Genomic DNA, 19015 nt, shown 5'->3' on the forward strand with positions numbered 1-19015 from the left:
CCGTCCAAAAGGAGTGAAAGACAATGGCAAAAAGCGCAGCACGCAAGCAACGTGAAAAACTGGCCCGTGAAGGCAAAAGAAACCCAGAGCTCAACAGAAGCATTTTCGCTTTTGCAGACATGACACAACGGACGACGAAGACAAGAGCAGAAAAACTGAATCAACAGAAACACAAAAGGTCGTTATCCTACCAAAGTGATGATGGCCTTTTTTATTTGCGTGCGAAGCGTGCTGTAATCGTTTAACATAAAGCCATCCCGTACCAAAGTGAGGCATGACATCATGAATAATACCATTCATCCCGAATGCGCGAGAGCCATTCAACATCTCCTCCAGCTGAAGGACCCAAAACGCGAAGACTTTTTGGCGTTGAAAACGTACGGTAATGACCGCTATTCGGCAATGGGGTGGGAAGAGCTACAGACGTACATCAATGAAAAGACCGTCATCATTGTCGAGCAGTTTGAGAATGAACAAAATATTATGTCTGCCCTGCGCTGGGTAGCCAGAGGATTGCCGGTTTGGCTAGCGATTCGAAAAGTACGGGCGGATTATTCTGTGTATGGATACAAGAAGTAGCCTGTCTTTCAAAAAAAATATATGCAAATAATAGAAATAATACTGCACTAGCGAAAAGATAGGTCTATTATTGTCAGTATCAGCAATATTGGAGGGAGACATCATGACAGATTACTTACTTAGCTTACTACAAATCATTATGATCAACCTGGTCCTGAGCGGAGACAATGCAGTCGTTATTGCACTTGCCTGTCGCAACCTGAGTCCAGAGCTGCAGAAGAAAGCCACTTTTTGGGGGAGCTTTGGTGCAATCGGACTGCGGATCATCCTTACCTTCATTGCCATCTGGCTGTTGAATATCCCGTTTGTCCAAGTCGTCGGAGGGCTTTTGCTCATCTGGATTGCGGTCAAGCTGTTAAAAGGTGAAGATGAGGACAGTCACATTGGTGGCGGAGCGAGTTTTGTTGAGGCACTTAAAACCATTATTTTTGCTGATCTGATTATGAGTCTGGACAATGTCATTGCCGTAGCTGGAGCAGCGAACGGGAACCTAGTTTTGGTCATCATCGGTCTTGCTATCAGCATTCCGCTCATCATTTGGGGAAGTCAGTTGCTGATGAAGCTGATGAACCGTTTTCCCATCATCGTATTATTGGGGGCGGCATTGCTCGGATATACAGCAGGTGAAATGATTGTAGGAGACAAAGCAGTTGGCAGCTTCCTGGAGGGGGTAATGCCTTCGTTGCATATGATTTTGCCGGTAGCATTGGCACTTCTGGTAATTGTGATTGGAAACTATTTGAAAAGGAAGGAGAAAAATGTGTTAAATAAAGAAGTGACAAATAATCATGCGGAGACACTATAGCTATGGAATATCGCGATTGGTACATTCTCCAAACCTTGTACCAGGAACAAAACATCACAAAAACAGCCGAAAGCTTGTATTTGTCCCAGCCTGCTCTGACCAAACGGCTGCGGCAGATTGAAAAAGAATTTGGCGTACAGATCGTGCAACGGGGGAGTAGAGGCGTTCATTTCACTCCTCAAGGCGAGTATTTGGCAAAATGTGCGGATGAAATGCTCCTCAGACTACGCAATATCAAGGAGCATGTCTTGAACATGGGAGACGAGGTCAATGGTACGCTCCGTCTGGGGGTTTCCAACTATTTTGCACGGTACAAGCTCCCGATCATCTTGAAAAAGTTCAAGGAAGCCTATCCAAACGTCGAGTACAAGGTGATGACCGGATGGAGCAAAGACGTTTACAAGTCCGTGTATAATCAGGACGTGCACGTAGGTTTCGTCCGGGGAAGCTACAACTGGTCCGACCAAAAGCACTTGCTATTCGAGGAATCGGTCTATGTCGTTTCCACGGAACCCATTCATATCGACGACCTGCCCACCCTACCGCGAATCGATTATGAGACCGATCCGATGCTGCGGGCGTTAGTGGACAACTGGTGGACCGAACGATTTTCCCAACCACCGCTGATCGGCATGGAGGTCGACAAGGCGGACACATGCAGTGAAATGGTAGCAAACGGTTTGGGGTACGCGATCCTTCCACGAGGCGTGCTGAATGGCAAAGATGATCTGCACATGATTGAGCTAACTACAGCAGAAGGGGAGCCGATCAAGCGAAGTACCTGGATGTTTTATCATGCCGACTCAATGGACTTGCAAATGGTCAAGGCATTTGTACGCTTCATGGAGCAGGGTGAGATAACATTTCTCGATTAAGCAAGGAAAAAGGAACTGCTGGGAACTCTCTGAATGGGAGCCGGCAGTTTTTTTTCTGTGAAAAACGTCTCGACGTTTTTCATAAATGTAGATGAGACCGCTTGCGGTCAACAAAACGGTCATGACCGTTTTGTTATTCATTCAAGGAATCGCCAACGATAACCATTTTGTATTTTTGCTGCGAGAACAATTGTTTTACACTAGGTGTACCCCCACCCTAGAAGCTTCATACAACGTCGGAGAGTAGGAGAGGGAACGCTTATGCTGCTACGCATTCTGTTTACATTGCTGATCGGATCACTGGGAGGCTGGCTGTTTGCTACCATCCATAGTCCACTTCCTTGGCTGCTCGGAGCACTAGTCACCACAGTTATCTGTAATATGCTTGGGGTCAAAAATCTTTGGATTCCCCGTTGGTTTCGTCAAGCTGGATTGACAGTGATCGGGATCACCCTTGGTCTGCGAATGACACCTGAAATCGTTGATACGATGACGGGGCACATCGGTTTGATGCTCATCACCACGATTTTGACCATCTTGATCAGTTTGGTAAATGCTTGGATATTTTATAAGGTCTGCCGAGTAGACGGAATAACGGCGATCTTCAGCAATATTCCCGGCGGATTATCAGAAATGGTGTCGGTGGGGCAAATCGCAGGGGGAAATCAGCAAGTCATCACGATTTTCCACTCGATTCGTGCGATCAGCGTCGTGCTTTGTACCCCTTATCTTGTTACATTTCTACCTACCCATGCTGCCATACAGACGGCTACTACAGAACACATGCTGGGGATTGGGCAGACGGTCATGATTCTTGTGGCTGGTGTCATTGGAGCGTTGATTGCGTCACGCTGTTATATACCCGCTCCGTTCTTGCTAGGTGCCTTGCTCGTGACCGCTTTGATTTCGATGAATACATCGCTTGTGGGAGAGAGTCCTGCTTTGCCAAGCATCTTGGTCCAAGGGGCACAAATATTCATCGGTGTCAGCATCGGTCTTGGCTTCAAACGAGAGGACATCGCCAAAAACCGCCGATTCTTTCTGTTCGGTCTCATGCATTCTCTGTTCTTGTTCGTCATGGTGATTGCGCTTGCTATCGGTATTTCTTACGTGACGGCTACTGATATCGTGACGGCGATTCTGGCTACGGTGCCAGGTGGACTCGCCGAGATGAGCTTGACTGCCTTGGCGACAGGAGCCGATCCGCTCTTGGTGACGGCGTTTCATCTGTTTCGTTTGGTCCTTGTCCTTACGCTGTTTTCCTTCGGCGCTCGTGTGTGGGCGAACCGCCACAGCAGGATCAAACAGCCAAAAGAGACCAGCGCCTGACGCAGTAGTAAAGTCGAATTTATGGTAAGGCCTGTACGTTCCCTGATCGGAGCGGCAGGTCTTTTTGGCGTGAAAAAAATGAAAATAATCATAAATATGGTTTTTATCCAAATTATCTGAATAAACTAGGAAGCGTTTTCATCGGATGCTATGATCTCCTTAACTTATTTGAAAACGCTATCAATCGAGGGGGTTATAAAGATGAAAAAATCAAATAAATGGACAAAGTGGACCGGAGTACTCCTCACAACGGCAATGGCACTTAGCCTCGCAGCCTGTGGAGGCGGCGGTGGGCAGACAGCATCCTCTGGAGGAGCTTCTACCTACCCAGAGAAACCTATCTCGGTTATCGCTCCGTCTGGGGCAGGCGGCGGTTTGGATAAAACAGCGCGTTCCCTCGCAAAGGTGATGTCAGCAACGAAGCTGGTAGACAAGACGATCTCCGTTGAAAACAAGCCAGGTGGTGGACAGGCAGTAGGCTTGGCTGATTTCGTGACGCAGGACAAGAAAAACAACTATAAGCTCCTGCTTCCCTCTACACCAATCGTCATCAACAATGTGAAAAAAGAAGGAAACAGCCCGCATTCCTACAACGATATGACTCCGTTGGCACAATTGACGAAAGATTACGGCGCGATCGTAGTAGCAGCAGATTCTCCATACAAGGATCTGAAATCGTTAATGGATGCAATCAAAGCTGATCCAACCAAAGTAACGGTTGCAGGCGGTTCTGCTCCTGGCTCACTTGATCACTTGACCTTTTTGATGCCAGCTGTAAAAGCGGGAATTGATCCAAAATCAGTGAAATACATTTCTTACGATGGCGGCGGAGAAGCGATCGCATCTCTCTTGGGTGGCAATGCTGACGTACTGGCTACAGATGTATCCGGTTCGGGTGAATACTTGAAATCCGGCAAAGTAAGAATCTTGAGCGTTTCTTCCCCTGAGCGCTTGAAAGGTATGTTCAAGGACATCCCGACGTACAAAGAATCCGGTTATGACACGGAGCTGATCAACTGGCGCGGTGTATTTGGACCAAAAGACATGACGCCTGATGCTGTTGCTTACTGGGAGCAAAAATTGAAAGCGATGACAGAGACTCCTGAGTGGAAAGCAGAGCTGGAAGCAAACGGCTGGGACGATGGCTACAAAAACGGTGCAGACTTCAAGAGCTACCTGGGTGAGCAAGAAAAAATGTTCAAGGAAATCCTGGGCTTGCTCGGAATGGCGAAATAAAAAGGTTTGATGGGGGATGGAGAAGGAGCGATTCTTCTCCTCCTTCATTCTGGATTCTGGTACGAACAGGAGGGAACGTACGTGAGCAAAACATTTGACCGCTTCGCCAGTCTGATTTTTCTCGTGTTGGGCGTAGCATTTGTGGTCGGCAGCCAAAACATCTCGGCGAGCGCTTACGGTAGCAATGTCGGACCAAACGTTTTTCCGATGGGACTTGGAAGTCTGCTGATCCTGCTCAGCCTGCGATTATTTTATGAGACGTTCAAATACAAGCAAGAGGGCGAGAAAGAGAAGCAAAAGCTCGATTACAAACGCTTCCTCATCATTCTTGTCGCGGCCTTATTCTACGTATTGCTCTTAGAGGAAATCGGCTACGTGATCAGTACCTTCCTTTTCCTTTTAGTTGGATTTCAGACGATGCAGAAAGGGAAATGGCTCAACAGCGTGCTCATTTCCGGTGCGTTTTCATTCGGTGTCTACTTGTTGTACGTGGAAGTTCTCGATGGCACTTTGCCCGGTTTACCAACATGGTTAGGCTTGTAGGAGGTGGATGAAATGGGTGCAATTGATTATTTGCTGAACGGATTTGCCACTGCCCTGCAATGGCAAAATATCATCTTTGCTTTTGTCGGCGTCTTGATCGGGACAGTAGTCGGGGTATTGCCAGGGATTGGGCCAATCAGTGGCGTGGCCTTGTTGATTCCGGTGACAGCTTCGTTGACGAGTGGACTGCCGCCAGAAGCAGCGGCGACCAGCGCCATTATTTTGCTGGCAGGGGTTTACTACGGAGCGATGTACGGTGGCTCTACCACTTCGATTTTGTTGAATACACCTGGTGAGTCATCTTCTGTCGTTACCGTACTGGACGGATACCCGATGGCTAAGCAAGGAAGAGCGGGAGTCGCTCTCTCCATCGCTGCGATTGGTTCGTTTTTTGCAGGGCTTGTCTCGCTTATCGGTCTGGTATTTTTGGCAGAGCCACTCTCGGAAGTAGCACTCAAGCTCAGTCCGGCAGATGAGTTTTCGCTGATGATCTTGGGATTATGTGCACTGAGTGGGCTGGCAGGCAAGTCTGTGACCAAAGCATTGATGATGACGGTTTTTGGCTTATTGATCGCGACAATTGGGCTGGACAATGTATCCGGCGTGGCTCGTTTTACTTTTGATATGCCCGAGCTTTATTCCGGTTTGGAATTTTTGACGATCGCCGTAGGGGTATTTGCGCTTGGAGAAGTGTTCAAGACGATCCTCGAACGTGATGTGAATGAGGGAGAGATCGCCAAAATCTCCCGAATCATACCGACCAAGGAAGACTTGAAGGAAAGTGCTGGACCGATTCTCCGTGGATCACTTGTTGGATTCTTTAAAGGAATTGTTCCTGGTTCCGGTGCTACACTGGCCTCCTTCCTCGCTTATTTGCTGGAAAAGAAAATCAGTAAAACGCCTGAAAAATTCGGAAAAGGAGCAATCGCTGGGGTAGCGGCTCCAGAGTCGGCGAACAACGCAGCATCTGGCGGGGCGATGATCCCACTTCTGACCTTGGGGATTCCGGGTACTGGGACGACAGCGGTATTGATGGGTGCGTTGATTATGTACAACGTGCAGCCAGGCCCACTCTTGTTTGAAGATCATCCGGACATTGCTTGGGGCTTGATCGCTAGTATGTTCATCGGAAACGTGATGCTCTTGATCCTCAATATGCCGCTCGTAAAGGTGTTTGCGAAGCTGATTGAGACGCCGCCTAAATATTTGATCCCGATGATCGTTGCCATTTCCGTGTTTGGTGTATACGCAGTCCGTGTCTCCGTTTTTGATCTGGTCTTGCTGCTCCTCTGTGGACTTGTGGGTTACTTTTTAGCGAAAAACGATTTCCCGATGGCACCACTCGTTCTTGGCTTGGTGTTGGGTCCGATGATTGAAAACAATTTGCGACGCGCTCTGACGACGTCCAATGGTGATTTTTCTATCTTTATTGAAAAACCAGTATCGCTGGTGTTCCTCATCATTGCGGTTCTCTGGATCACCGTTCCCTTGATCATGAAAATGAGAGGGAAGAAAGTAATCGTGAACGAAGAATAGAGGGGGGCGATTCTCATGCGCGATGACAAAAAGATCAAAGAGGAAGTCAAACAGCAGTTCGGTGCAAATGCCGAAAAGTATGTGAACAGCCAGACACACGCTACGGGAGAGGATCTCGCTCTCCTGAAGCCATGGTTAAATCCTTCGCCTGATTGGGTGTTCCTCGATGTGGCAACGGGTGGCGGTCATCTTACCAAGGCAATTGCTCCACATGTCGGTCAAGTCTTTGCGACTGATTTGACACAGCCGATGCTTGCAGCGGCGCGAAACCATCTGAAATCTCACACTAGCAATGTCTTTTATGTGGTTGCGGATGCGGAAACACTGCCGTTTTTGAGTGAATCCTTTGATGCAGTCGGGTGCAGAATTGCGGCCCATCACTTTCCGAACCCAGAGGCGTTTGTAAAAGAAGTGGCCCGTGTCTTAAAGCCAGGTGGAAAATTCGTGTTGATCGACAATATCGCAGCAGAGGATGAAAAGCTCGATCGATTTGTGAATACACTGGAAAAACTTCGGGATCACAGCCATGTACGAAGCTACTCACGCTCCGAATGGTTAGCATGGATAGAGCAAGAGGGACTGTTGGAGAGTCATTCGCGCATCCGTAAAAAGACGTTCCCGTATGCGACTTGGGTCAGACGTACGACTGAGACTGAGGAGCAGGTTGAGCAAGTAACCGCGCATATCACAAGCGCCGATGAGGAAATCCAGGCCTACTTTGTTGTAGGAAAAGAAGGAGAGCAAGTCGTTTCCATCCAAGTCGATGAGTGGATGGCGTTGTTTGAGAAACCAGAATGATAAGGACGATGCTTCTAAGCTGGTCCCCGCTTATAATCAAGCGGGGGCTTGTTCTATTTTTATGAGTACCTAAGTAACGATTCGTAATGATAAGGGGGCTTTCACGACGGTTTTTGGCATTATTTTTTTGGGATATCTTGCTCTGTATTTACTATTCGTTTGAATTCGGTCAATATAGAGTACAAATGGTCTATATGAAGGAAAATATGCTACTATAACCACAGGAGGTATGTGATGGATGAGGTTGACCTGAGAATTGTTCAATTGCTCGAGGAAAACGGTAGGATATCTCATGAGGAAATCAGCAAGCTGCTGCACATCTCGCGACCGGCTGTCCACCAACGGGTTGCCAAGCTTGAAAAGAATGGCGTTATCAAGGGATACCGTGGCATCATTGACTGGAGAAAATTAGAGCAAAGGCTGAAGGTATTGATCTTCGTCAAAGCAAGATGTCAGGACTTCAAGGAAATCACAGCAAAGATTGTGAACGTTCAGGTACCGAACGTGACCATCATCGAATGCCAGCGGCTCGCGGGAGAGTGGTGTATGATGCTAAAAGTACGTGCGATGGCACCGGAGGATATCACCAATCTGATCGATGAAATGGTCCAGTATGACGAAATACTGGAAACCTCCACGACCTTCATCTTGTCTACGATCTACGAGGATGGTTGGAAAGAAATTTGAAAACCAAGGTGGAAACACAATGACAGGAAAAAAAGATTCGAAATTATTTGTCGTTACGATTGCGTTGCTCGCGGTCTACCTGTTTTGGGGAGGCACTTATCTCGGAATGAAGATCGCCATTGAATCGATGCCACCCTTTATTATGGCGGGTGCGCGATTTTTTCTAGCGGGATCGATCCTGTTCCTGATCGGGCGTTGGAAAGGGGCAGAGCTGCCCAGTGTAGCAGAATGGAGAGGGGCCGGAGTTGTTGGGGCGTTGCTGCTTCTCGGAGGTAACGGTGTAGTCGCATGGGCACAGCTCAAGGTACCGTCAGCAATCGCGTCCTTGCTGATCGCTACGGTTCCATTATGGATTCTCGTCTTCAACTGGATCGGTGGCAGCAAAAAGAAGCCAACAGTTGGAGTCATGGGAGGAATCTTGTTTGGCTTGGCGGGGATCGCTGTGCTGGTTGTCCATCCCGAGAGCACAAACAATCAAGGGATCGATACCATCGGAATCTTGGCGCTCCTGTTTGCCTCGATCTGTTGGGCAGTGGGATCGCTGTATTCGCGCCATGCAAAGCTCCCAGCATCACCTGTGATGGCGACGGCCTTACAAATGATCATTGGAGGAAGTTTGCTGGGGATCGCGTCGCTGTTTTTTGACGATTGGACGAAGCTGCATATATCGGAGATTTCTCTGCGTTCCTGGATTGCCTTTGGTTATTTAGTTGGATTTGGTTCCATTGTCGCCTACACGGCGTACATTTGGCTTTTGAAAAATGCAGAGCCATCGCTGGTCTCCACGTACGCCTATGTGAACCCGATTGTCGCAGTATTTTTAGGTTGGCTGATCGCTGATGAACAATTGACAAGCCAAACCTTGATTGCTGCTGTCATGATCATCGCATCCGTTGCCATCATCACGATGTTTCGGGAAAAGAGTCCAGGTGCGACACAACCGGTAGCAAGAATAGAAAAAGGGAAGCTTCAGGGTCATAAATGAAGCTTCCTCTTCTTTTTGCCATCAGGCATTATTTGGCCGTTTTTTGCGGCACCCAGCGGTATTTTCGTTCCGGACGCCCGACGGTTCCATAGAACGTCTCGACAGTCACTTCATTAATAGAGACGAGAAATTCGAGGTATCTGCGTACGGTCGAATGGCTCATGCCAGCCAGTGCAGCCAAATCATCGGCATTCATGCTTTGGGTGGTCTCCTGCATTTTGTCCCTGATCAGCTTTAACGTCAGCTTGTCGATGCCTTTCGGGAGTGTGGTGACAGTCTCAACCGTTTTGGTAGCAGGAGTGTGTGCAGCTTTTGTAAACAGCTTGTCCACTGCTGTTTGATCAATGGTTGTATGCTGCTGCAGCTGACGTCTCGTATTTGCATATTGCTCCAAGGTAGACATGAATTTATCGATCATAATCGGCTTGATGATGTAGCTGTATGCCCCGCCACGTATCGCTTCTCTCACGGTTTCCACATCGTTTGCGGCTGTGATCATGACGACATCGATCCCGCGAAAATGCTTCCGAACTTCACGCAACAGGTCAATCCCATTCATATCCGGCAAATAAATGTCCAAGAGCAGAACATCCGGCGTAACGACGTGAAGCATCTCCAATGCCTGTTTTCCAGTCGTGGCCGTGGCAATAATCTGGAATCCTTCCAGTTTACTTGTGAATTGTTCATAGATTCTAGCTGCAATTTCGTCATCTTCCACGATCATGACGGTAATGGGTTTCTCAGACATCATGGATTGCCTCCTCTCTACTTGCTTTGTCCCATTTCTTGGGGACGACGACGGTGAAACGCGCTCCGCCAAGATCACTTTTTCCGAGTGAGATTTGCCCCTCTAATAGCTCGATGGCGTTTTTTACAATAGCCAAACCGAGTCCTCGATTTTCACCTGATTTCGTAGTGACACCGCTTTCAAAGATGCGGGGCTCCAATTCTTTTGATACCCCATGCCCATTGTCTTCGATGTCAAAAATGATATCGCCACCTAAATCAGTAAAGGATACGTGAACCATTGCGTCAGAGCCTTTATATTCGAGGGCAGCTTCCATCGCGTTGTCGATCAAATTACCGAGAATAGTGACGAGTACCTTCGTATCGATGCTGTCAGGTACATCTCCCAAATAGCTGTCCTGATCTATTTCGAGTAATACCTTCAGTTCTTTGGAGCGATTGATTTTCCCTAGCAGACAAGCTGCGATGAAGGGCTCTTTGACTGAACTCATAATGAAAGCGAGAATATCCTGCCGTTCTTTTACTTCATCGGTGATGAGTTCGATTGCTTTGTCGTACTCCTTTAGCTTGAGTAGACCGTAAATAGTGTTCAAACGATTTAAATATTCGTGATTTTGTGCACGCATATTGTCCGAAAAGGAACTGATCTTCGTAATTTCTTCGGTGAGCTGCTCGATTTCAGACTCTGGACGAAATGTGAAGACCACGCCTCTAATTTCATTATTGCTCAAAATAGGAGAGTAGTCGGTTATAAAAATTTCGTGCCCCAGCAAAATTTTGTAGTTCATTTCTTGCGTATTTCGATTGACAGAAAGAATGATGTCGCGCAATTGCGGGCTAGCGATCGATTTCCCTACGGTCAAATCCTCTTGGAGAAGGGAACGTGCGCGTTTATTCATCGAGACGACACGCCCTTGCATATCGACTGCTACCGTAGCATCGCGAATCGATTCAAGAATAGCTGCTTTTTCCGTAAACAAAAAGGAGATTTCTTCTGGCTCCAGACCAAAGATCAATCGCTTGACTCGTCTGGCAATGATAATAGCGCCAATAATTCCGATAACCAACAGCACCAAGGATAAGGAAACGACTCTTTCCTTGTATTCCGCGACCTTTTTCTCTACATCACTCATGACATAGCCGACAGAGGAGACACCGATTGTTTCGCCTTTCTTGTTGACGATCGGTGTTTTCGCTTTGATGGCCGGACCTGAAATGCCTGTCCCTCGATAAATGACGGAGCGGTTTTCTAAAAAGACGGGGTCATTGCTGGTTCCCATCGGTAATCCAATCTGCTTTGGGTCGTAGTGAGAGTACCGAATACCGTCCTTGTTTCCAATCACCACATAGCTGGCGCCCGTTTCTATCCGAATGGTTTCGGCTATTGGTTGAATTGTCTTGGAAGGGTCATCCGTTTCAAAAGCTGCAATGATGCGTTCGTCCATGGCAGATAGCTTGGCGACCGTCATGGCTTGCTGTCCAATATATCGATCCAATATGTCATCTAATATGAAGGAAAATAAGGCAGTTCCTATTCCCATGCTGATCAGGACAACGATGGAAATGAGCAGAACCATTTGGGTCAAGAGGCTGATGCGGGCTTTTTTGGGTGTATGAACCATGGGCAAACCACCTTCGATGACAGTTCAAGATGTTAGGAATGTATGAAACCGTTTACTCTATTCATTATAACAATAACGCTTTCACATTTGTGACACAAAGTAAAAATGTAACAATGCGACAGCCAATAGGTTTATGAAAAAAGTTTTGACAAATTTTTTATAAAAAATTGAACAAAATATGAACAACAAGTGAATATTATGTTACAATAAGAGCATCAAACAAAAACGGTCACGCAAAAAATCTATAATGATAGGGGTTTTGTGTTATGAATAACGATCGAAAAGCGGCGGATGTATTAAGATGGATGGCTTGGACAGTATTATTTGTCGGTGCTGTTATTATGGCTTTTACTGCAAGCGATTTCAGATCGCAGAACATGCCGTTGATGGTGTCGATCGGATTTTTGATCGCTGGTATGAATATCTTCATTATGAGCACTGTATTTCGCTTGATGACACTAAAAAGAACTGACGCCTGACAAGATAAAAATAGTCCTATAGAGAACCTCTCATTTTCTTCATTATTAATGAGAGGTTTTTTTATTTATACGGAATTTTGCCGTCAGCCAAATGCGCTGGCGTTTTTTTGGTTTTTTTATTAAAAGTGAAAAGAAACCTTGACATTAAGGATTGGGTGGGATGACCAAAAATGGGTGCCGGACTTCATTAGAGGAGAATCCTAACAAGAATATGATCAACTCGTGAATGCTATGTGAACACTTTGTAACAGAAAAGCTACGAAATATTGAACGTCGTTAAAAACGAGTACAAAAGCTCGCCGACTCTGATAGTATGTATATGCGACGAATAGTGAAGTTCACTTGTGTTAAAAAACCTCTATTGTGAGGAACTCTCGAAAAGTGTGAATGCACGTTAAAAAAGAAGGTTTTCCAAAACCTCGTTCGAGACCTCTCCATAGAGAGTGACTACACTATCGACATATGTGAGGCGAAGTTCACCTGAAAAGAACTGCGCTCTCAAAGTATTACATGCTCGTTGTTTGTGACTAGGAGGGATTAGGAGAATGAGCGGAGGAAAAATGCTGAGGCATATCCAGTTTTGGATCTTGGCAGTGTTGGGCACCGTTCTGCTGACAGGCTGTGGTAGCGAATACCTCGTTTTGAATCCAAAAGGACCTGTAGCAGAAACGCAGTACAATCTCATTATTATTTCCACGATATTGGTCGCTGTCATTATCGTTCCGGTTATTGCGCTTACCGCTTTCATTGTATACCGCTATCGGGATACACCGGGCAATAAAGCAAGTTATAAGCCGGAGTGGGCACACAGTACAACCCTAGAGGTAATTTGGTGGATTATTCCTATCGTTATCGTTGCATTGCTGGGTTACTTTACTGTCCGTGATATTTATTTGTTAAAAGAGAGCCCGAATAAAGAAGTTGCCCCTATGACCATTCAGGTTACGGCATTGGACTGGAAATGGATGTTTACGTATCCAGAACAAAATATTGCAACGGTTAACCATCTGGAGATTCCAGCAGGCGTACCGATTCGCTTCCAGGTATCTGCTGATGCACCGATGAACTCTTTCTGGGTTCCAGAATTGGGTGGACAAATTTATGCGATGGCGGGAATGGCTACCGAGCTGTATCTGCAAGCAGATGAACCAGGTACATTCGCTGGATTTAGCTCCAACTTCTCTGGTGAAGGCTTCGCCAAAATGCAGTTTAATGTAGTGGCAAAACCGAAAGAAGAGTTCGATAACTGGGTCAAAGAAGTAAAAGGTACGACTCCAGCTATGACGAAGGCAGATTATGAAGAACTTCGCAAGCCTGGCGTGACAGATAAGTTTACGTATTCTGCATTCCCAGAAGGTATGTTTGAAGAGATCGTTGCCAAATATGGCCATGGTCACGATATGGACTATGTGATGGAGAAACCTCCTGCGCCTGCAGGTGACAAGTCTTCTAATGAGACTTCGCAAAATACGCAGCAAAAGACTGAATCGCACAACATGCCTGGAATGAATCATTCCAGTATGAACCACTAGGCGAGAGGGAGGAGGAATACCACGTGTGGGAGAACATTAAGGATTTTGCATCCACGTTCTTTGTAACAGGTGACCCGCTGATTTACGGTGCGGACGTATCGATTGTACTATCCATGGTTGCGATCGTATTCGTTCTGACTAAGTATAAAAAATGGGGTTGGCTATGGCGTGAATGGTTGACTACAGTTGACCATAAGCGTATTGGTATTATGTATTTGATCGCATCGCTTCTGATGCTGTTCCGCGGTGGGGTTGACGCCCTGCTGATGCGTTTGCAACTGGCATTCCCGAACGTAGAGTTCCTTAACTCGGATCACTATAATGCCATCTTTACGACTCATGGTACGATCATGATTTTGTTCATGGCGATGCCGATGATGTTTGCCTTGTTCAACATGGTAGTACCGCTTCAGCTCGGTGCTCGAGATGTAGCGTATCCGTTCTTGAACGCACTCAGCTTCTGGCTGTTTATGCTCGGTGCGATGCTGTTCAACATTTCGTTCGTAATCGGGGGCTCCCCGGACGCTGGTTGGTTGTCTTACCCGCCATTGTCACAAAATGAATTCAGCCCTGGACCAGGTCAGAACTTCTATATATGGGGGATTCAGATCTCCGGTATCGGTAGTTTGGCGACAGGGATTAACTTTATCGTAACGATTCTCAAAATGCGTGCACCTGGCATGAAGCTTTCCAAAATGCCATTGTTTAGCTGGTCCGTATTGTCCAGCTGCATTATGATTATCTTCGCTTTCCCAATCTTGACTGTAACACTTGCACTATTGTTCCTTGACCGTTTTGCAGGTGCTCACTTCTTCACGATGGACGGCGGCGGTAATCCGATGATGTACCTCAACCTCATCTGGATGTGGGGTCACCCTGAGGTATATATCGTAGTAGTACCAGCTTTCGGTATTTTCTCTGAAATCGTGGCTACGTTCTCACGTAAAAAGATTTTCGGTTACAAATCAATGGTTTGGGCGATGATGATCATTGCCGTTGTATCGTTCTTTACATGGGCTCACCACTTCTTCACGATGGGTACGAGCGCAAGTGTTATCGCCTTCTTTGCGATATCAACGATGATTGTTGGTATCCCGACCGGGGTTAAGGTCTTTAACTGGCTGTTTACAATGTACCGTGGTCGGATATCCTTTAAACAACCAATGCTGTGGACGATTGCCTTTATCCCGTGCTTCGTTATTGGTGGAGCGACTGGGGTAATGCTGGCAGTAGCTCCAGCAGACTATCAGTATCACAACAGTTACTTCTTGGTTGCCCACTTCCACCAAGTATTGATCGGTGGGGTAGTATTCGGTTACTTGGCTGGTATTTACTACTGGTGGCCAAAACTGTTCGGCTTCAAGCTCGACGAGAAGCTGGGCAAATGGGGCTTCTGGTTCTGGAATATTGGTTTCTACGTGTGCTTTATGCCGCAATACGCGCTTGGTTTCATGGGTATGACTCGCCGTTACTATACGTACGGTTGGGATCGCGGTTGGGCAGACATGAACTTGGTATCCACTGTTGGGGCATTCATGATGGGTATCGGTTTCATCTTCCAAGTATGGCAAATCGCTTACAGCATCAAGCATGGTGAGCGCGACACGACAGGCGATCCATGGAATGGTCGTACGCTGGAGTGGTCGATTCCGTCACCTGCACCGTTCTACAACTTTGCTGTTGTACCACAAGTGAAAGAAATGGATGACTGGTGGGCAACAAAAGAAGCAAAAGCAAATGGTACCTATAAAGAACAACCGGCGAAACTGGAGCCGATTCATATGCCGAAGAACTCTGGAATTCCGTTTATCATGGCGAACTTCTGGTTCTTGGTAGGTTTTGGTTTCACATTTGGTTGGGTTTGGATGGCCGTCATTGGATTCATTGGCGTATTCGCATGCATGTGGGCACGCTCCTTCCAATACGACACGGATTATTACGTACCGGTGGAGGAAGTGCGTCGCACTGAGGCTTCACTGGGGAGGGTGGTGTAACGATGGCGCAGCATCATGACCATGGTCACGGCCACGACCATCATGAAGAGCATGAGCAATTAAAGGTTCTTGGTTTTTGGATTTTCGTTGTAACGGACTGCGTGCTGTTCGGTACATTGTTTGCAACATATGCGGTAATGATGAATAGCTTTGCTGGCGGACCAACTGGACAGGAATTGTTCCAGCTGCCAGGTGTTATTGCTTCAACCTTTATCTTGTTGACAAGTAGCTTTACCAGCGGTCTCGCTGTTCTGGCGATGAACAAAGGCAATGTCAAGCAGCTGATTGCTTGGCTGGCTGTAACTGGTCTTTTGGGACTGTCTTTCGTAGTGTTGGAAGTCACTGAGTTTATGCACTTGATCAGCGAAGGTGCAACTATGGGTACTAGCGGCTACTGGTCCGCTTTCTACACACTGGTTGGTACGCACGGATTGCACGTAACGCTTGGTTTGTTCTGGATGACTGCGTTGATCTTCCAGCTGAAGCGTCGTGGAATCACCGCGGTTACTCGCCGCAAAATTACCAACCTGAGCTTGTACTGGCACTTCCTTGACGTTGTGTGGATCTTCCTCTTCACAGTCGTTTACTTGATGGGGGTGATGTAAGGTGGCACAACATCAAAACCATGGCGGACATCATAGTCACGGATCGATGAAAGAGTACGTGATCGGTTTTATCCTGTCGATCGTGCTGACCATTATCCCACTCGTGCTGGTCATGAACCCGATTTTGAGTAAAACGGCGACCATGATCACGATCTTGGTAATGGCGCTCTTGCAGTTCGTAGTTCAGTTGGTCTTCTTCATGCACATCCGCGAAGGAGAAAAACCACGCTACAATGTACAGACATTGATTCTCGGACTTGTGTTTGTATTTACAATCATTGCAGGTTCCCTCTGGATCATGTTGTTTAACAAATATTAATCAGTTAAGAGCGTGGCACAGGCGATTCGTTGCTTGTGCCGCGTTTTTTGTTTTTGACGTAGCTTTAGTGGAGGGAAGAAGCGCATTTCCAGTCTACGCTTCAACCTACGCCCCGCAAGGGGGATTATCTGTCCGCTTCGGAAAAAATGGCGGGAGCGCTTCAAACGTTGAAGTTTCGATGAAGGATTCCATAGGTGAAGCTGAAATTCCCCGCCATTTTTTCCGAAGCTGAGTTGGGCTCCAGAGGCGCTTGGACTGGAAATACGCTTCTTCCTACGCGGCATTTCGTCAACCAATGGAAGTTATTCAAGAAGGTGAAAAATTGTTTAGCTGGTAACACTCTCTCCTTGTAGCTATAATAGAAAGAATTTTACGCCAAAATATGTAAGGGGAGCGAGACGATGGCTGAGCAACTGTATGTAATGAAGCCTTGTGCAGAACTTCAAGCAGAGTATATTTCCTTCTACGAAGAGTGGAAAGAAAGTGGAGAGCCTATCGTACCGTGGGTGGTGGATCGAGAGCCTTATGATTTTCCTGCGTATCTGGAATTTCTGGAGGGTGAGAGCAGCGAGGAAAATCTTTCGGATGGCTATGTTCCTCATTCGACGTATTGGCTCATGAATGAGGAACGGCGCATAGTGGGGGCGGTGAATATTCGGCATCGTCTCAACGAGCGTTTACGAAAATACAGCGGGCACATCGGATATGGAATCAGGCCTTCCGAGAGACGCAAAGGATATGCGACAGAAATTTTAGCGCAAGCTTTAAACATCACGAGTGAGCTGGGGATAAACGAAGTATTGGTGATTTGTGATTATGATAATGTTGGATCGGAGAAAACGATTCGGAAGAACGGGGGCGTCTTTGAGTCGGAATGTACAGACGAGGATGGACTGGTCATTCGTCGATTCTGGATTACACGACCTTCGTAAAAGGAGAGAGCTATCTCATTGTCCGTTTACAAGACGTTTGAAATAGCCCTTTCCCTATTTATTAATCTACTTCGTATGCAATCAACTTGCGAACCCATTGCTCCATCTCGTCAAGTATATAGTCCGGGGGTGGAGTTTTTCCGTCTTTTTTAGGTAGAGTGAGCCATTGTAATGGTTTTGGGACATGGCAGATTTTCTCAAGCAGTTGTATCCCCTGATGTTCACTAATGATATCTCGTAAAAAGATTACCATTTTTTTGTCTAACGTATGGATTAGCTTTCCTTCATATTCTGTATTGGAGATCGAAACGCAAGGGTGACCATGCCTCTCAATTCCCCCTAATACTTCAACCCATACAAAATCATATAACTGGGAAAGTTCAGCTTCAAGGAGATCGGGATCGTTAATTGGGACTGGATAAGTGGAAGAGAAAGAACGATCTAAAAAAATCTCTGGGTCCATCTCCATATAGTCTAATACTACCTTACAAGATGCAGCATGTTTGTCTTCATGGGTGTATAAAATCTCGTCGATTCTTTCCAAGTCCAATTTTTTTCCGATCACAAAGCCTATTCGAAGTTCGATAGGATTCACTCCTTAGATCAAGTTCTTTTTATCTGAAACGATTATGCTCTTTACCTAATGGTAGTAAATAATTTTCTTATCGTCAGCACAAACTTGTGAAAGATATTGCCACATTTAGCATACATAGTATATAAATATGTTATGAAAGTTATTTTGGAAGGGAGAGATTTCTTTGTTTGATATCGTAATTATTGGAGCAGGCCCGGCAGGAGGAAGTGCAGCGTTGTTTGCTGCAAAAGCAGGTAAGAAGACGTTGCTGATTGATAATGACAAAAGCATGACCAAGCGCGCGTGGATGGAAAATCACTACGGCATCATGGAAATCTCAGGTCCAGACCTCATTGAGATCGGTAAAAAGCAAGCAGCGAAATTCGGTGCGGAGCTGGTAGCCGACCAAGTAAGCAACATTACCAAAACAGAGCAAGGCTTACTCGTAGAGACAGCGGAAAAAGGCAGCTTCGAGGCTAAGCATGTGATTCTTGCAACTGGAGCGCTCGTGACTTTGGCAGAAGCGATTGGGGTAAAAACCAAAGAAGGTACAGAGCCACGGATCAAAACTGTTGTCGATGTCGATGCACAAGGCAAGACGAACATCGAAGGAATTTGGGCAGCAGGTACGTGCGCGGGAGTAAGCGTACATACGATCATTACATCTGGTGATGGCGCCAAGGTTGCAATCAATGTCATCAGCGAACTGAATGGCGAGCGATACGTCGATCACGATGTTTTGAAAACAAACTAAATCAGGTTTGAAACACCTTCTTACCATTTTGAAGTGCACCCCTTAGAATAGACATTGGAAAAACCCCTAGGTTTAACCGATGAA

21 protein-coding genes are annotated in these 19015 nt (G+C 46.5%); 18 read left to right on the forward strand and 3 right to left on the reverse strand.

Features of this window, described 5'->3' with window-relative positions; translation table 11 throughout:
* Nucleotides 1-23: 23 nt before the first annotated feature.
* The 11 genes from PMI05_RS13545 (at nucleotide 24) to PMI05_RS13595 (ending at nucleotide 9373) form a co-directional block, all read left to right on the forward strand.
* Nucleotides 24-245 carry a hypothetical protein gene (locus tag PMI05_RS13545; protein WP_007722284.1) on the forward strand — a complete coding sequence of 74 codons (222 nt, stop codon included), beginning with the start codon at nucleotides 24-26 and terminating at the stop codon, nucleotides 243-245.
* A gap of 37 nt (nucleotides 246-282) precedes the next feature.
* Nucleotides 283-579, forward strand: a complete 297-nt coding sequence (locus PMI05_RS13550; protein WP_007722285.1) for a hypothetical protein — start codon at nucleotides 283-285, stop codon at nucleotides 577-579.
* A 103-nt stretch (nucleotides 580-682) separates the two neighbouring features.
* On the forward strand, nucleotides 683-1384 hold the full coding sequence (locus PMI05_RS13555; protein ID WP_007722286.1) for a TerC family protein: 702 nt from the start codon (nucleotides 683-685) through the stop codon (nucleotides 1382-1384).
* Between the two features lie 2 nt (nucleotides 1385-1386).
* Complete coding sequence (locus PMI05_RS13560) at nucleotides 1387-2259, forward strand: LysR family transcriptional regulator (protein ID WP_007722287.1); 873 nt, start codon at nucleotides 1387-1389, stop codon at nucleotides 2257-2259.
* A 261-nt stretch (nucleotides 2260-2520) separates the two neighbouring features.
* Nucleotides 2521-3588, forward strand: a complete 1068-nt coding sequence (locus PMI05_RS13565; RefSeq protein ID WP_007722288.1) for an AbrB family transcriptional regulator — start codon at nucleotides 2521-2523, stop codon at nucleotides 3586-3588.
* A 201-nt stretch (nucleotides 3589-3789) separates the two neighbouring features.
* On the forward strand, nucleotides 3790-4824 hold the full coding sequence (locus PMI05_RS13570) for a tripartite tricarboxylate transporter substrate binding protein (RefSeq protein WP_007722289.1): 1035 nt from the start codon (nucleotides 3790-3792) through the stop codon (nucleotides 4822-4824).
* Between the two features lie 81 nt (nucleotides 4825-4905).
* The gene (locus PMI05_RS13575) at nucleotides 4906-5367 is read left to right on the forward strand and encodes a tripartite tricarboxylate transporter TctB family protein (protein ID WP_007722290.1); all 462 of its coding nucleotides are present in this window, start codon (nucleotides 4906-4908) and stop codon (nucleotides 5365-5367) included.
* Nucleotides 5368-5379: 12 nt separating this feature from the next.
* Complete coding sequence (locus PMI05_RS13580; protein WP_007722292.1) at nucleotides 5380-6903, forward strand: tripartite tricarboxylate transporter permease; 1524 nt, start codon at nucleotides 5380-5382, stop codon at nucleotides 6901-6903.
* Between the two features lie 15 nt (nucleotides 6904-6918).
* Nucleotides 6919-7701 carry a class I SAM-dependent methyltransferase gene (locus PMI05_RS13585; protein ID WP_007722294.1) on the forward strand — a complete coding sequence of 261 codons (783 nt, stop codon included), beginning with the start codon at nucleotides 6919-6921 and terminating at the stop codon, nucleotides 7699-7701.
* Nucleotides 7702-7935: 234 nt separating this feature from the next.
* Nucleotides 7936-8388, forward strand: coding sequence for an Lrp/AsnC family transcriptional regulator (locus tag PMI05_RS13590; RefSeq protein ID WP_007722295.1), 453 nt, complete (start codon nucleotides 7936-7938; stop codon nucleotides 8386-8388).
* A 19-nt stretch (nucleotides 8389-8407) separates the two neighbouring features.
* Nucleotides 8408-9373 (forward strand): EamA family transporter, encoded by a 966-nt coding sequence (locus PMI05_RS13595; RefSeq protein ID WP_007722297.1) that lies wholly within the window; start codon nucleotides 8408-8410, stop codon nucleotides 9371-9373.
* A 28-nt stretch (nucleotides 9374-9401) separates the two neighbouring features.
* Here PMI05_RS13595 and PMI05_RS13600 read toward each other — a convergent pair whose 3' ends face one another.
* Both PMI05_RS13600 and PMI05_RS13605 read right to left on the reverse strand, forming a co-directional pair.
* On the reverse strand, nucleotides 9402-10121 hold the full coding sequence (locus tag PMI05_RS13600) for a response regulator (protein ID WP_007722300.1): 720 nt from the start codon (nucleotides 10119-10121) through the stop codon (nucleotides 9402-9404).
* Nucleotides 10114-11742: a sensor histidine kinase gene (locus PMI05_RS13605; protein ID WP_007722302.1), complete on the reverse strand. Its 1629-nt coding sequence runs from the start codon at nucleotides 11740-11742 to the stop codon at nucleotides 10114-10116. The genes PMI05_RS13600 and PMI05_RS13605 overlap by 8 nt, the downstream gene beginning before the upstream one ends.
* A 266-nt stretch (nucleotides 11743-12008) precedes the next feature.
* On the opposite strand from PMI05_RS13605, the gene PMI05_RS13610 reads away from it, so the two are divergent.
* The 6 genes from PMI05_RS13610 (at nucleotide 12009) to PMI05_RS13635 (ending at nucleotide 17603) form a co-directional block, all read left to right on the forward strand.
* Complete coding sequence (locus tag PMI05_RS13610) at nucleotides 12009-12221, forward strand: hypothetical protein (protein WP_039960752.1); 213 nt, start codon at nucleotides 12009-12011, stop codon at nucleotides 12219-12221.
* A gap of 545 nt (nucleotides 12222-12766) precedes the next feature.
* Nucleotides 12767-13753, forward strand: coding sequence for a cytochrome aa3 quinol oxidase subunit II (gene qoxA / locus PMI05_RS13615; RefSeq protein ID WP_007722306.1), 987 nt, complete (start codon nucleotides 12767-12769; stop codon nucleotides 13751-13753).
* 23 nt (nucleotides 13754-13776) lie between these two features.
* Entirely contained in the window at nucleotides 13777-15747 is a 1971-nt protein-coding gene (locus PMI05_RS13620; RefSeq protein ID WP_007722307.1) for a cbb3-type cytochrome c oxidase subunit I, read from the forward strand.
* A 2-nt stretch (nucleotides 15748-15749) separates the two neighbouring features.
* Nucleotides 15750-16352 (forward strand): cytochrome o ubiquinol oxidase subunit III, encoded by a 603-nt coding sequence (cyoC, locus tag PMI05_RS13625; protein ID WP_007722311.1) that lies wholly within the window; start codon nucleotides 15750-15752, stop codon nucleotides 16350-16352.
* A 1-nt stretch (nucleotide 16353) separates the two neighbouring features.
* Nucleotides 16354-16671, forward strand: coding sequence for a cytochrome o ubiquinol oxidase subunit IV (gene cyoD / locus PMI05_RS13630; protein ID WP_007722316.1), 318 nt, complete (start codon nucleotides 16354-16356; stop codon nucleotides 16669-16671).
* A 401-nt stretch (nucleotides 16672-17072) separates the two neighbouring features.
* Nucleotides 17073-17603 carry a GNAT family N-acetyltransferase gene (locus PMI05_RS13635; protein ID WP_007722319.1) on the forward strand — a complete coding sequence of 177 codons (531 nt, stop codon included), beginning with the start codon at nucleotides 17073-17075 and terminating at the stop codon, nucleotides 17601-17603.
* Nucleotides 17604-17664: 61 nt separating this feature from the next.
* On the opposite strand, the gene PMI05_RS13640 is transcribed toward PMI05_RS13635, so the two are convergent.
* Nucleotides 17665-18198: a hypothetical protein gene (locus PMI05_RS13640; protein WP_007722321.1), complete on the reverse strand. Its 534-nt coding sequence runs from the start codon at nucleotides 18196-18198 to the stop codon at nucleotides 17665-17667.
* 163 nt (nucleotides 18199-18361) lie between these two features.
* On the opposite strand from PMI05_RS13640, the gene PMI05_RS13645 reads away from it, so the two are divergent.
* Nucleotides 18362-18931, forward strand: coding sequence for an FAD-dependent oxidoreductase (locus PMI05_RS13645; RefSeq protein ID WP_007722324.1), 570 nt, complete (start codon nucleotides 18362-18364; stop codon nucleotides 18929-18931).
* Nucleotides 18932-19015 lie beyond the last annotated feature (84 nt).

Source organism: Brevibacillus sp. BC25, assembly GCF_000282075.1.
GTDB lineage: Bacteria > Bacillota > Bacilli > Brevibacillales > Brevibacillaceae > Brevibacillus.